A 14,073-nucleotide genomic window follows, 5' to 3' on the forward strand; every position below is an offset into this window, starting at 1 on the left:
GCTCAGCCGGTCGGGACGAGGTTCTTGGCGACGATGGCGCCGTCGGGGGTGTAGAACGGCAGCGCGAGGGCGTAGGGGTTCTCCTCGCTCGGCCATCCGGTGGCGTTGACGGTGCGGAACTCCGCCAGCGCGCTCGACTGCTGGATCGGGATGTAGGGGACCTGCGCCATCACCTGGTCCTGGATCCGGTGGATCTGCTGCTTGATGGCGTCGGTGTCCTCGGGCGGGGTCTGGGCGATGGCCTCCAGCGCGGCGTCGACCTCGGCGTTCTTCCAGCGCGCCTGGTTCTGGGCCAGGGGAGGCACGTTCTCGCTGTTGAGGATGTTGTTGTACATGTAGTACGGGCTGGGGCCGCCGTAGCCGTTCCAGATCTGCATCTGGAAGTCGCCGCTGGTCTGGGCGGCGGTGAAGGCGTTGAAGGAGACCTCCTTGGCGGCGAACTCGATGCCGACGTCCTTGAGCTCCTGCTTGATGACCTGCATGGCGCTGATGTAGTCGGTCCAGCCGCTCACGACGGTGCAGGTGATCGACAGCCGCTTGCCGTCCTTGGCGTAGACGCCGTCGGATCCGCGCCGGTATCCGGCCTGTTCGAGGATGCCGCGCGCCTTGCCCGGGTCGTACTCCACCTGGGCGCCGGCGTACTTCGGGGAGACGTAGTCCTGGTACTGGGGCAGGACGAGTTCGAGCGGGCTCGGCATCGTGCCGAGGCCGGCGAAGGCCAGCTCGATGATCTTCTTGCGGTCCAGGGCCACGTTGATCGCCTGCCGGACGGCGAGGTCGTCCAGGGGCGCCTTGGTGAGGTTCGGGACCAGGTTGGTGACGTACAGGAACGATTCGTTCTTGTACTTGTTGTGGGCGGGGTCCTTGGCGACGTACTGCTTGTCGGGGTCGGGCATGAACAGGCCGGTCCAGTCGAGCTGCCCGGCGGCCAGCGCCGTGGTGGCGGCGTCGCCGCCGTTGAACGACCAGAAGCGCAGGCCGGCGATCTTCGGCTTGCCGGGCTCCCAGTAGAGGGGGTTCCTCTTGAACACGTAGCTCTGCGGGGCGAAGGTGCCGAGCACGAACGGCCCGGTCCCGACGGGATGGTCGTTGGTGTCGCCGGCGGGGTCCTTGATCTTCTCCCAGACGTGCCGGGGCACGATCCACGACTGTCCGGCGATGTTCCACAGCCGCGTGTAGGCCGGCCGCGTGAACTTCAGGGTCACGTGGGTGGGGTCGGCGGCGGTGACGGAGGCGAGCACGTTGCCGCCGGAGTTGATGCCGCTGTTGAGCTTGGGGTTGTCCTTGGCGAGGGTGAAGCTGTAGGCGACGTCGTCGGCGGTGAAGGGCTCGCCGTCGCTCCACTTCACGCCCTCGCGCAGGGTGAAGGTCAGGGTGCGGCCGCCGTCGGCGAACCGGTAGGCGGTGGCCAGCTGCGGCTGGACGTCCCCGGACCTGGCCTGGTTGAAGAACATCAGCGGCTCGTAGATCATGCCCTGCACGCCGGGCAGGGGGGCCGGGGTGAAGGGGTTGTAGTTCGGGGTGAACTGGCCGCTGCCGCCGGTGTGGACGTTGAGGATGCGGGCCGAGGCGGGGGCGGAGGACTTCGCGCTCGCGCCGCCGCCCGCCGCGACGGGCGGGCCGCCGCCGGCGCTGCACGCGGCGGTGAGGCTCAGCGCGAGGGCCGCCGCCGCGAGCGCGCCGGGAAGGCGCCTGCCGGTGAGTGGTCTCATTTCTTCTCCCGGGGGGTAGGAGTCGCCGGAAACCTGTTTTCTTAAGCGGTTCAGCGGTCAGGACGCCCGCTGGCGTTCGTTCAGGCAGCGCAGCACCGGAGGGGCGGTCAGCGGGGCGAGGTCCGGGTCGCCGGGGACGCGCACCTCGAACGTCGCGGCCGAGCCGGGCAGCAGGGTGAGCAGCATGTCGTCCACCTCGGCGTCCGGGTGGAACCGGTCGGCGAAGATCGCCAGCTCGCGCACCAGCGTCCGCGCGGTGACGGTGACGCGGGCGCCGCCCGGCGCGCGTTCGGCCCTGACGTCGAACTCCGCCGCGGGGAAGTCCACCTCCGGGTCCTCGGCGAAGAACCGCAGCGCCTCCCGGGCGCCGAGGCGGGCGGCGAGCAGCTCCCGGGCCGGGTCGGCGGGGGTGAGCAGAGTCTCCGGGAGCGGCACGGGGACGACCGTGCGCGGCGGGACCGCGACGGGGAAGGACTCCTTGGCCAGCGGGTCACCCTGCAGGGAGAGCCGCGTCACCATGAGCTCTCCCGCCCACTCCGCGGCGCTGTCGTTGACCACCACCAGCGCGTCGTCCTGGAAGGTCAGCAGCCGGTCGGCGTAGGCGCGGCGCAGCGCGTACCACAGGGGCTTGCGGCGGCCGTCGCCGTCCACGGCGGACCAGGAGATCACCGGCCAGCAGTCGTTGAGCTGCCAGACGACGGTGCCCATGCAGTACGGGGCGAGCGCGCGGAACCGTTCGACGCCGAAGGCCACGGCCCGCGCCTGGTTCAGCTGGGTCAGGTAGTGCCAGTCGTCGAAGCCCTCGGGGGCGGGCAGGTGGCGGCCGAGGCCCCGCAGCAGCTTGGCGTCGCCCTCGTCGGCCTTCTGGTGAGCCGCCAGGCCGGGCGAGCCCGGCTCCGGCGCGTCCTCGCCCAGCGCGCGGCGCAGTGTGGCGTGCGCCGGCGGGCCCTGGAAGCCGAACTCGGCGGCGAACCTCGGGCGGTAGGCGCCGTAGCGGAGGTAGTCCTCACGGTTCCAGACGTCCCAGATGTGGACGGTGCCGCGGGAGGGGTCGTTCGGGGGCAGGTCCGGCGCGCCGGAGTAGGGGCTGCCCGCCCAGTACGGCCGGGTCGGGTCGAGCTCGGCGACCACCCTCGGCAGCAGGTCGAAGTAGAAGCCGGCCCCCCAGGTACGGCCGCCCAGCCTCTCCTTCCAGCCCCAGTCGGAGAATCCCTCGATGGTCTCGTTGCCGCCGTTCCACAGCACCAGGCTCGGGTGCGGCGCCAGCCGGACGACGTTCTCCCGGGCCTCCGCCTCGACCTCGGAGGCGAAGGGCTCCTCCTCCGGGTAGGCGGCGCAGGCGAACGGGAAGTCCTGCCAGACCAGCAGGCCGCGCCGGTCGCACAGGTCGTAGAAGGCGCCGCTCTCGTACAGGCCGCCGCCCCACACGCGCACGAGGTTCACCCCCGCCGCGCAGGCCTGGTCGATCCGCCCGGCCAGGCGCTGCGCGGTCAGACGTGAGGGGAAGCAGTCGTCGGGGATCCAGTTGACGCCCCGGGCGAAGACCGGCACGTCGTTGACGACGAACGTGAACGCGCCGCCGTCCCGGTCGAGCCGCACCGAGCGGAATCCCACCGATCGGGTCCAGGTGTCGGCCGCGGTGTCCCCGGCCAGGCGCACGGTGAGCCGGTACAGCGGCTGCCCGCCGTACCCGCGCGGCCACCACACCCTCGGCTCCGGCACCGCGAGAGTGATCACGGCCTGGCTCTCCCCCGGCGCCAGGCGCGCCTCGGCGCTCACCCCGGCCACCGAGGCGGTCACGGTCAGCGGCTCCTCGCGGGCCCGTTCCACGGTGACGTGCACCTCGACCCGGCCGTCGCGTCCCTCCAGGGTCACCAGGGGACGTACGGCGGCCAGGCGCGCCCCGCGCCAGGAGTGCAGGCCGACGGGCCGCCAGATGCCGGAGGTGACCAGCGTGGGACCCCAGTCCCAGCCGAAGTTGCAGGCCATCTTGCGGATGAACTGGTAGGGCTCGGCGTAGGCCGCGGGCCGGTCGCCGAGCGCGGCGCGCCGCTCCTCGGCGTAGGCGTACGGCGAGGCGAACCGCACCTCCAGGCTGTTGTCCCCCTCGCGCAGTAGCTCGCGCACCGGGAAGCGGTAGGAGCGGTGCATGTTGGCCGTGGTCGCGAGCTCGGTGCCGTTGAGCACGACGGTGGCGACGGTGTCCAGGCCCTCGCACACCAGGTCGGCCCGGTCCTCCTCGCCCGGCCGCCAGGTGAAGCAGGTGGCGTACGTCCAGGGGGTGCGGCCGATCCAGGTGAGCCGGTTCTCGTTGCCGTCGAGATAGGGATCGTCGATGAGCCGGGCCGCGAGCAGGTCGGTGTGCACGCAGCCGGGGACGGTCGCGGGGACGCCGGCGATGTCCACCTCGTCCGATGCGGCGGTGAGGGTCCAGCCGTCGTGCAGCGGGCGGTGCATGCTCACGTGTCCCTCCTTCGACGCCGGCGACGGGAGGCCGGGTCGCGGGTGATGCTGCTGAACCGGATAAGTAACGTGAAAGTACGACGCATGTGACGGGAGTGTCAACGGTCGAGCGGGAGGCCGCTCCGGCCCGGCGTTCCGGCGGCCGGCGGGAGGAAGGCGTTCGCGCAGCCCAGCAGGCGTAGTAATGTACGCACGAGATCGGTCTGGACCGGTTCAGCGAAGGGGCAAGGAGTGAAACGACCGACGATCGCCGACATCGCGCGGCGGGCGGGCGTCTCCAAGGGCGCGGTCTCCTACGCCCTGAACGGCCAGCCGGGGGTGTCGGCGTCCACCCGGGCGCGCATCATGGCCATCGCCGAGGAGATCGGCTGGCGCCCCAACAGCGCCGCCCGCGCCCTCAACGGCGCCCGGGCCGACACGGTCGGGCTCGCCCTGTGCCGCCCCGCCCGCTTCCTCGGCGTCGAGCCGTTCTTCATGGAGCTGATCAGCGGCATCGAGGGCGAGCTGTCGGCCCGGTCGTACGCCCTGATGCTCCAGGTCGTCGCCGACCATGACGAGGAGATCGCGCTGTGGCGCCGCTGGTGGGGTGAGGGGCGCGTCGACGGCGCGATCCTGGTCGACCTGCACCTGGCCGACCCCCGCGTGCCCGTGATGGAGTCGCTCGGCATGCCGGTCGTGGTGGTCGGGCATCCCTCGCAGGCCGGCTCGCTGCTCCCGGTGTGGTCCGACGAGGAGGCCGCCGTGCGCGAGACCGTCACCTACCTCGCCGCGCTGGGCCACCGGCGCATCGCCCGGGTCGCCGGGCTGCCCAGGCTCCTGCACACCATGCAGCGCGACCGGGCCTTCGCCGCCGTCTGCGCCGAGCTCGGCCTCGGCGAGGCCGTGACGGTGCACACCGACTACACCGGCGAGGAGGGCGCGCGAGCGACCAGGCGGCTGCTCAGCTCCCCCGCCCGGCCGACGGCCGTGGTGTACGACAACGACATCATGGCGGTGGCCGGGCTGTCGGTCGCGCAGGAGATGCAGCTCAACGTCCCGGCCGACCTGTCGGTCGTCGCCTGGGACGACTCGCCGCTGGCACAGGTCGTACGCCCGCCGCTGACCGCCCTGACCCGCGACATCCCCGCCTACGGCGCCCACGCCGCCGGGCGGCTGCTCTCGCTGATCGCCGGCGACCAGGTGACGGGCCTGGAGACCCCCCCGGCCCGCCTCACCCCCCGTGGCAGCACCGCTCCCCCACCGAGGTAGATCACTCGGCGGAGGAGCGGCCTTTCACTTCGAGGAAGGTCAGCGGGTGCGGCCGCGGTCGGTGGAACCCTGGCGGCCGCCGCGGAAGCCCGAGCCGCGACCCTCGGGGCGCCGATCGCCGCGGCCCTCGCCGCGGAAGTCGCCGCCGCGCGAGCCGCCCGAACGGTAGCCCTCGGACGGACGCTCACCGCGGGAACCGCCCGAACGGTAACCGTCCGACGGGCGGTCGCCGAAGCCGCCCTCACGGCGGTCGCCGCCCTCGCGGGAGCGGTCGTGGAAGCGGCGCGGGCGGCGGTCGCCACCGTGGCCCCCCTCGCGGCGCGGACGCTTGGCGGCCGGGGCCGGCGGCTCCCAGACGGGGATCTCGATGCCGCTCGGCTGCTGCGCGCCGGCGACCTCGGCCAGGCGCGGGTGACCCGGCGTCGCCTTCAGGCGGTGCGGCTCGACCCCGGCGCGGCGGGTCATCGACTCGGCGGAGCGGCGCTCGTTCGGCAGCACCAGCGTCATCACGGTGCCGCGCTCGCCCGCGCGGGCCGTACGGCCGCCCCGGTGCAGGTAGCTCTTGTGGTCGGTGGGCGGGTCGACGTGCAGCACGAGGCTGACGTCGTCGACGTGGATGCCGCGCGCGGCCACGTCGGTGCAGACCAGCACGCCGATCGTGCCCTCGCGGAACTCGGCGAGGATGCGGGTGCGCTGGTTCTGCCGCTTGCCGCCGTGCAGGCCGCCGGCGCGGACGCCGACCCGGGCGAGCTGCTTGACCAGGCGGTCGACGCCGTGCTGGGTGCGCACGAAGATGATCGTGCGGCCCTCGCGGTTGGCGATCTCGGCGGTGACGGGGAACTTGTCGTCCCGCGTGACCTGGAGCATGTGGTGCTCCATGGTGTCCACCGGGGAGGTGGCCGGGGCCAGCGAGTGGGTGACCGGGTCGTTGAGGAAACGCCGGACGAGCTTGTCGACGTCGCCGTCGAGGGTGGCGGAGAACAGCAGCCGCTGGCTGTCGGCCGGCGTCCGCGAGAGGATCGCGCTGACCACCGGGAAGAAGCCGAGGTCGCACATGTGGTCGGCCTCGTCGATGACGGTCACCCGGACGTCGTCCAGCGAGCACTCGCCCTGCTGGATGAGGTCGGTGAGCCGGCCCGGGGTGGCGACGACGATCTCGACGCCGCGCCGCAGCGCCTCGATCTGCTTTCCCATCGACATGCCGCCGACGACGGTCTTCATGCGCAGCGACAGGCCGCGCCCGAGGGGCTCCAGGGCGTCGGTGACCTGCATGGCGAGCTCGCGGGTGGGCACGAGGATCACCGCGAGGGGACGGCGCGGGGCGGCCTTGGTGCCGGCGACGCGGGTCATGGTGGGCAGGCCGAACGCCAGGGTCTTGCCGGAGCCGGTCTGGCCGCGGCCGAGGACGTGGCGGCCCGAGAGGATGTCGGGGATGGTGGCCCGCTGGATGGGGAACGGGCTGTCGATGCCCTGCCGCGCGAGTGCGGCGATCAGGGGCTTGGGCAGGCCGAGGAGGGAGAACTCCGGCGGCCCGGCGGGGGTCTCGGACACCGCCTGCCCGGTCCGCGCGGCGGGCGCGTCCTCGTCGTGCCCGTCGCCGATCCGGGCGTCGGCGGGCATGGCGGCGTTGGTGCTGGTCACGATTGGTCGTGCCTTTCGGTCGAAGAGACATGGCACGTCACTTCTGCGAAAGGACGAGCCGGGGGCGCACGGGCATCCGTGCGGGGAACACGCGGGATCCAGGGGGACGCCGCGAAATGCTGGCCGCAAGTGATGAGCAGAGCTCATGATCAGGGGCGACAAGTGAAGTCTACCCGATCGTGATGCGGCCGCGATCAAGGGGGTCGTCCCCGCGCCGACAAACGGGCGCGGAACTGCGAGAACGACCGGCCGGGAGAGACGAACGTCACGCGCAGAACCCGGCGGAGGCCTCCGGATGCGGGCGGCGGGGACCAGGCCCCGCCGTCGCGTCCGAGGGCCGGCGGTCCGAAGGACGGCCACGCCCGGCAGAGGGGCGTGGCGGCGCGCCAGGGACGCGCCGTGCCTCCGAGGAGGGCGCCGTGGTACGGCGCCTCGCGACGGAGGCGATCACCATGAGCGATCAGACGTTGAAGCCCAACATGCGGAGCTGGTCACGCCCCTCATCGGTGATCTTGTCCGGCCCCCACGGGGGAAGCCAGACCCAGTTGATCTTGACATCGGAGACCATGCCGTCGAGGGCGGAGTGCGCCTGCTCCTCGATGACGTCGGTCAGAGGGCAGGCCGCGCTGGTGAGCGTCATGTCGAGGGTCGCGACCGGAGCCCCGCCCGGCTCGCCCGGGTCGAGGTTGACGCCGTAGACCAGGCCGAGGTCGACGACGTTGATGCCCAGCTCGGGGTCGACGACGTCCTTCAGCGCCTCGAGCACCTCGTCGAGAGTGGTCTCACCGTCGTACCCGGTGGGGGTCTCCACAGGCTTGCTCACGCCGTCTCCTCGCCTCGTCGTTCCATGGCCGCGCGCCGGGCGCGGCCGTCGGGTGCATCGGCCCGCCGTGTCACGACGAGCTCCTCGCCACCGCGTCCTTGTAGGCCATCCAGGCCAGCAGGGCGCACTTGACCCTGGCCGGGAACTTGGCCACGCCGGCGAACGCGACGGCGTCTCCCAGGACGTCCTCGTCGGGCTCCACCTGACCCCGGCCCTGCATCAGCCGGGTGAACTCGTCGACCACCACGAGGGTGTCGGCCACGGTCTGGCCGGTCGCGAGCTCGTGGAGCACCGACGCGGCGGCCTGGCTGATCGAACAGCCCTGGCCGTCGTAGGAGACGTCTTCGACCTTACCGCCATCGCCCACCTTCACCCGCATCGTGACCTCGTCACCACACGTGGGGTTCACATGGTGGACCTCGGCGTCGTACGGCTCGCGCAGGCCCCGGCCCTGCGGGTGCTTGTAGTGTTCCAGGATGAGTTCCTGGTAGAGCGATTCGGCGATCATCTCTTATCCGAACACCTTCTGGACGTGGTGGAGGCCCCGGACCAGTGCGTCGATCTCGTCCGTGGTGTTGTACAAGTAGAAAGACGCCCGCGTGGTCGCGGGTATTCCGAAGCGCAGGTGCAGCGGGCGCGCGCAGTGGTGCCCCACCCGCACGGCCACGCCGAACGTGTCGTCGAGGATCTGCCCGACGTCGTGCGGGTGCACGTCGGGGATCGTGAACGACACGATGCCGCCGCGGTCCTCGGCCGTGGTCGGGCCGATGATGCGCAGGCCGGGGAACTCCCCGAGGGCCTTCAGGGCGTACACCGTGAGCTCGTGCTCGTGGCGCTGGATCTCCTCCATGCCGATCGACGTGAGGTAGTCGACGGCGGCGCCGAGCCCGATGGCCTCGACGATCGGCGGCGTGCCGGCCTCGAACTTGTGCGGCACCGGGGCGTAGGTCGAGTGGTCCATCCAGACCGCCTCGATCATCTCGCCGCCGCCGAGGAACGGAGGCATGGCCGACAGCAGGTCGTAGCGGCCCCACAGCACGCCGATGCCCGACGGGCCGAGCATCTTGTGGCCGGTGAAGGCCACGAAGTCGACCCCGAGCGCGGTCACGTCGACCGGGCGGTGCGGCACCGACTGGGAGGCGTCGAGCATCATCAGCGCGCCGACCTGGCGGGCCCGGGCGAGGACGTCGGCGACCGGGTTGACCGTGCCGAGGACGTTCGACTGGTGCGCGATCGAGACGATCTTGGTGCGCTCGTTCACCAGCTCGTCCAGGCCGGACAGGTCCAGACGGCCCTCGTCGGTGACCGGGAACCACCGCAGCGTCGCGCCGGTGCGCTGCACGAGCAGCTGCCAGGGCACGATGTTGGAGTGGTGCTCCATCTCGGAGATCACGATCTCGTCGCCGGGGCCCAGCCTGAACCGCTCGTCGTCGCAGGCCGGGTTGCCGAAGGAGTAGGCCACGAGGTTGAGCGCCTCGGAGGCGTTCTTGGTGAAGACCACCTCGTCGCGGCTGGGCGCGCCGATGAAGGCCGCGACCTTGTCGCGCGCCCCCTCGTAGGCCTCGGTCGACTCGCTGCCCAGCGCGTGCAGGGCCCGCCCGACGTTGCTGTAGTGCTGCTCGAGGTGGTCGCGCATGGTGTTGATCACCTGCGCGGGCTTCTGCGAGGAGTTGCCCGAGTCGAGGTAGACCAGCGGCCTGCCGCCGGGCAGCTCACGGGAGAGGATCGGGAAGTCCTTCCGGATCCTCTCCACGTCGAACGTGCTGTAGGTCATGCATTCGCCTTGGTGTAGCGCTCGTAGCCCTCGGCCTCGAGCTTGTCGGCGAGCTCCGGCCCGCCCTCTTCGACGATCCGGCCGCCCGCGAAGACGTGGACGAAGTCGGGCTTCACGTAGCGCAGGATGCGGGTGTAGTGGGTGATCAGCAGGATGCCGGTCTCCCCACTGGCGCTGAAGCGGTTGACGCCCTCGGAGACGACGCGCAGGGCGTCGACGTCGAGACCGGAGTCGGTCTCGTCGAGGATGGCGACCTTCGGCTTGAGCAGCTCCAGCTGGAGGATCTCGTGGCGCTTCTTCTCACCGCCGGAGAAGCCCTCGTTGAGGTTGCGCTGGGCGAAGGCGGAGTCGATGGCCAGGGCGTCCATGCCCTCCTTCAGCTCCTTGGTGAACACCCGCAGCTTGGGGGCCTCGCCGCGGACGGCGGTGACGGCGCTGCGCAGGAAGTTCGACACCGAGACGCCGGGCACCTCGACGGGGTACTGCATGGCGAGGAACAGGCCGGCGCGGGCGCGCTCGTCGACCGACATGGACAGGACGTCCTCGCCGTCGAGGGTGACCGTGCCGGAGGTGACGGTGTACTTCGGGTGGCCGGCGATCGCGTACGCGAGCGTCGACTTGCCCGAGCCGTTCGGGCCCATGAGCGCATGGGTCTCGCCCGCCCGGACGGTCAGGTTGACGCCGCGCAGGATCTCCTTGTCCTCCACGGCGACATGCAGGTCACGAATTTCGAGGGTGGACACTTCAAGACTCCTGGTTTTCGGCATTCTCGGCGCTGTCGAGCGAGACGAGCACGTCGTCGCCTTCGAGCTTCACTCGGTAGACAGGGACGGGCCTGGTGGCCGGAGGCCCGGTGGGCTTGCCCGTGCGGACGTCGAAGCACGAGCCGTGCAGCCAGCACTCAAGGGTGCCGTCGTACACCTCGCCCTCGCTCAGCCTGACCTCGGCGTGCGAGCAGACGTCGTGCAGGGCGTACACCTCGCCGTCCTCGCGCACCAGCGCGACCGGCTTGCCCTCGACCTCGACCCCGACGACGCCGCCGTCGGGGATGTCGGTCAGAGAGCAGACTTTCTCGAACGTCATCGGGCGAGCTCCGCCTCCACCGCGGTGAGCACCCGGTCGCGGATCTCCTCGACCTCGATCTTCTGGATCAGCTGGGCGAAGAAGCCGCGCACGACCAGGCGGCGCGCCTCGTCGTACGGGATGCCGCGGGCCTGCAGATAGAACGTGTGCTCGTCGTCGAGCCGGCCCGACGCCGAGGCATGACCCGCCCCCGCGACCTCACCGGTGAGGATCTCGAGGTTCGGCACCGAGTCGGCGCGGGCGCCGTCGGTGAGGATCAGGTTGCGGTTGAGCTCGTAGGTGTCGGTGCCGGTGGCCTCGACCCGGATGATCACGTCGCCGATCCACACGGCGTGCGCGTCGTCGCCCTGCAGCGCGCCGCGGTAGTCGACGTTGCTGCGGCAGTCGGGCACGTTGTGGTCGACCAGCAGGCGGTGCTCGAGGTGCTGGCCGGCGTCGACGAAGTAGATGCCGCTCAGGTCGGCGTCGCCGCCGCGCCCGGTGTAGGCCACCGACGGCGACAGGCGCACGAGGTCGCCGCCGAGGGTCACCACGAAGCTCTTGAACGTGGCGTCCTTGCCGAGCTGGGCGTGGTGGTGGGAGACGTGCACGGCGTCGTCGTCCCAGTCCTGCAGGCTGACGACCTTGAGCGTGGCGCCGTCGCCGACGACGAACTCGATGTTGTCGGCGTAGACCGCGCTGCCCTGGTGGTCGAGGACCACGACGGCCTCGGCGAGCGGCTCGACGGCGACCACGATGTGGCCGTACGCCGTGCCGGTGCCCGTGCCGCGGAGGTTGACCACGGTGGGCTTGGAGGCGACGGCCTCCTTCGGCACCGTGATCACGGTGGCCTTCTCGAAGGAGGTGAAGGCCTGCACGCTCACGCGGTCGGTCGGAACGTACGCCTTGCCGAGGCGGGAGTCGTCACGGCCGACGGTCTCGACCGAGACCTCGGGCGCGGGGTGCACCTCGACGAGGATCTCGCCGGACGGCTTGGCCGTGCCGTCGTGCAGCCCCCGAAGGCGCGAGAGGGGCGTGAAGCGCCACATCTCCTCGCGCCCGCTGGGGACGGGGAAGTCCTCCAGCTTGTAGGACGACCTGCCGTGCAGGGTGGAGAGGGGCTTGGTGTCGAGGCCCATGGTCAGCCCACCGCTCCTTCCATCTGCAGCTCGATCAGGCGGTTGAGCTCCAGGGCGTACTCCATCGGCAGCTCGCGGGCGATGGGCTCCACGAAGCCGCGCACGATCATCGCCATGGCCTCGTCCTCGTTGAGGCCGCGGCTCATGAGGTAGAACAGCTGGTCCTCCGACACCTTGGAGACCGTGGCCTCGTGGCCCATGGAGACGTCGTCCTCGCGGACGTCGACGTAGGGGTAGGTGTCGGAGCGGCTGATCTGGTCGATGAGCAGGGCGTCGCACTTGACGGTCGACGCCGAGCCGGCCGCGCCCTCCTCGATCTGGACCAGGCCGCGGTAGGACGTGCGGCCGCCGCCCCGGGCGACCGACTTGGAGACGATCGTCGAGGAGGTCTTCGGCGCGAGGTGCACCATCTTGGCGCCGGCGTCCTGGTGCTGGCCCTCACCGGCGAAGGCGACGCTCAGGGTCTCGCCCTTGGCGTGCTCGCCCATGAGGTAGACGGCCGGGTACTTCATCGTGACCTTAGAGCCGATGTTGCCGTCGATCCACTCCATGGTGGCGCCCTCGTAGGCGACGGCGCGCTTGGTGACCAGGTTGTAGACGTTGTTCGACCAGTTCTGGATGGTCGTGTAACGGCAGCGGGCGTTCTTCTTCACGATGATCTCCACGACCGCGCTGTGCAGCGAGTCGGAGGAGTAGATCGGCGCGGTGCAGCCCTCGACGTAGTGGACGTAGGAGCCCTCGTCGACGATGATCAGGGTGCGCTCGAACTGGCCCATGTTCTCGGTGTTGATCCGGAAGTAGGCCTGCAGCGGGATCTCGACGTGGACGTTCGGCGGCACGTAGATGAACGACCCGCCCGACCACACGGCGGTGTTGAGCGAGGCGAACTTGTTGTCGCCCACGGGGATGACCGACCCGAAGTACTCCTTGAAGAGCTCGGGGTGCTCCTTCAGGCCCGTGTCGGTGTCGAGGAAGATGACGCCCTTCTCCTCGAGGTCCTCACGGATCTTGTGGTAGACGACCTCGGACTCGTACTGGGCGGCGACGCCCGCGATCAGGCGCTGCTTCTCGGCCTCGGGGATGCCGAGCTTGTCGTAGGTCGACTTGATGTCGGCCGGGAGCTCGTCCCAGGAGGCGGCCTGCTTCTCGGTGGAGCGCACGAAGTACTTGATGTTGTCGAAGTCGATGCCGGTGAGGTCGGACCCCCAGGTCGGCAGGGGCTTCTTACCGAAGAGCCGAAGTCCCTTCAGGCGCAGGTCGAGCATCCACTCCGGCTCGTCCTTCAGCGCGGAGATGTTGCGCACGACCTCCTCGGAGAGGCCTCGGCGCGCCGTGGCGCCGGCCACGTCGGGGTCGGCCCAGCCGAACTTGTAACTCCCGAGGCCTTCAAGCTCCGGGCGGTCGGTGACAGTCACCTTCCGGTCTCCTTGCTCGTCTCAATCGCTTGCCGCGAAGTGCTTATCGTCACGTCGGAGCTGTCTGACGTGGCTTGGTTCGCGCTCCGCCTGGAGTGCGGCGGCGCGTTCCTCTGTGATGTGAGGGCGCGCGGACTCACATGAGTCGTGCACACCCCGTCGCCGTGGGCGATCGTCGCCAGGCGCTGCACCGGCGTGCCGAGCAGCTGCCCGAACGCCTCGGTCTCGGCCTCGCACAGCTGCGGGAACTCCGCGGCGACGTGCGCGACCGGGCAGTGGTGCTGGCAGAGCTGCTCTCCGCCCGACTTGGCCTGGCTGGCCGAGGCGGCGTAGCCGTCGGCCGTCAGGGCCTCGGCCAGCACGCGCACCCGCTGGTCGGCGGGCACCTCGCGCATGAGGGGCGCGAGGCGCTTCACCAGGCCGCTCACCTGGGATCGGGCGAAGTCGGCGACCGCCTCCGCCCCGGCGCGCTCGGCCAGGAAGCGCAGGGCGCTCCCGGCGAGGCCGTCGTAGGCGTGCACGAAGGCGCTGCGCCCGGCGTCGGTGATCACGAACAGCTTCGCCGGCCGTCCGCGCCCCCGCTGGCCGCGTGGCCGTCCCGTTCGAGGCTCTATCATGCCCTCGGCGAGCAACGCGTCGAGGTGGCGACGCACCGCCGCCGGTGTCAACCCGAGCCGTTCGCCGAGGGCGGCGGCGTTGATCGGGCCGTGCTCCAGGATCAGCCGAGCGACGCGTGCGCGTGTGCCGCGCTCCGCGCCCTTCTCGGCCTGCGTAATCCCAGCCACGTTTTTCACAA

12 protein-coding genes are annotated in these 14,073 nt (G+C 71.0%); 1 reads left to right on the forward strand and 11 read right to left on the reverse strand.

Features of this window, described 5'->3' with window-relative positions:
- Window positions 1–2 precede the first annotated feature (2 nt).
- Both KIK05_RS31655 and KIK05_RS31660 read right to left on the reverse strand, forming a co-directional pair.
- Complete coding sequence (locus KIK05_RS31655) at window positions 3–1,712, reverse strand: ABC transporter substrate-binding protein (protein WP_214410800.1); 1,710 nt, start codon at window positions 1,710–1,712, stop codon at window positions 3–5.
- 57 nt (window positions 1,713–1,769) lie between these two features.
- Window positions 1,770–4,169, reverse strand: coding sequence for a glycoside hydrolase family 2 protein (locus KIK05_RS31660; protein WP_214410822.1), 2,400 nt, complete (start codon window positions 4,167–4,169; stop codon window positions 1,770–1,772).
- Between the two features lie 237 nt (window positions 4,170–4,406).
- Between KIK05_RS31660 and KIK05_RS31665 the strand changes: the two genes are divergently transcribed.
- Window positions 4,407–5,423 (forward strand): LacI family DNA-binding transcriptional regulator, encoded by a 1,017-nt coding sequence (locus KIK05_RS31665; RefSeq protein ID WP_214410799.1) that lies wholly within the window; start codon window positions 4,407–4,409, stop codon window positions 5,421–5,423.
- Window positions 5,424–5,462: 39 nt separating this feature from the next.
- Here the strand turns inward: KIK05_RS31665 and KIK05_RS31670 are convergent, their stop codons facing one another.
- The 9 genes from KIK05_RS31670 to KIK05_RS31710 all read right to left on the reverse strand — a co-directional run bounded on the left by KIK05_RS31670 (window position 5,463) and on the right by KIK05_RS31710 (window position 14,071).
- A complete protein-coding gene (locus KIK05_RS31670) occupies window positions 5,463–7,043 on the reverse strand; it encodes a DEAD/DEAH box helicase (RefSeq protein WP_214410821.1) in 1,581 nt (526 codons plus the stop codon).
- A 481-nt stretch (window positions 7,044–7,524) separates the two neighbouring features.
- The gene (locus tag KIK05_RS31675; RefSeq protein WP_214410798.1) at window positions 7,525–7,887 is read right to left on the reverse strand and encodes a metal-sulfur cluster assembly factor; all 363 of its coding nucleotides are present in this window, start codon (window positions 7,885–7,887) and stop codon (window positions 7,525–7,527) included.
- A 70-nt stretch (window positions 7,888–7,957) separates the two neighbouring features.
- Entirely contained in the window at window positions 7,958–8,395 is a 438-nt protein-coding gene (gene sufU / locus KIK05_RS31680; protein WP_214410797.1) for a Fe-S cluster assembly sulfur transfer protein SufU, read from the reverse strand.
- Window positions 8,396–8,398: 3 nt separating this feature from the next.
- Window positions 8,399–9,661 (reverse strand): cysteine desulfurase, encoded by a 1,263-nt coding sequence (locus KIK05_RS31685; protein WP_214410796.1) that lies wholly within the window; start codon window positions 9,659–9,661, stop codon window positions 8,399–8,401.
- Window positions 9,658–10,404, reverse strand: coding sequence for a Fe-S cluster assembly ATPase SufC (gene sufC / locus KIK05_RS31690; protein ID WP_308249878.1), 747 nt, complete (start codon window positions 10,402–10,404; stop codon window positions 9,658–9,660). Before sufC ends, KIK05_RS31685 begins: the two co-directional genes overlap by 4 nt.
- 1 nt (window position 10,405) lies before the next feature.
- Window positions 10,406–10,744, reverse strand: coding sequence for a non-heme iron oxygenase ferredoxin subunit (locus KIK05_RS31695; RefSeq protein WP_214410794.1), 339 nt, complete (start codon window positions 10,742–10,744; stop codon window positions 10,406–10,408).
- Complete coding sequence (gene sufD, locus KIK05_RS31700) at window positions 10,741–11,862, reverse strand: Fe-S cluster assembly protein SufD (RefSeq protein WP_214410793.1); 1,122 nt, start codon at window positions 11,860–11,862, stop codon at window positions 10,741–10,743. The genes KIK05_RS31695 and sufD overlap by 4 nt, the downstream gene beginning before the upstream one ends.
- Before the next feature lie 2 nt (window positions 11,863–11,864).
- A complete protein-coding gene (sufB, locus tag KIK05_RS31705; RefSeq protein WP_214410792.1) occupies window positions 11,865–13,277 on the reverse strand; it encodes a Fe-S cluster assembly protein SufB in 1,413 nt (470 codons plus the stop codon).
- A complete protein-coding gene (locus KIK05_RS31710) occupies window positions 13,274–14,071 on the reverse strand; it encodes a helix-turn-helix transcriptional regulator (RefSeq protein ID WP_372455584.1) in 798 nt (265 codons plus the stop codon). Before KIK05_RS31710 ends, sufB begins: the two co-directional genes overlap by 4 nt.
- Window positions 14,072–14,073 lie beyond the last annotated feature (2 nt).

This window comes from Sphaerisporangium fuscum, from assembly GCF_018531465.1.
Lineage (GTDB): Bacteria > Actinomycetota > Actinomycetes > Streptosporangiales > Streptosporangiaceae > Sphaerisporangium > Sphaerisporangium fuscum.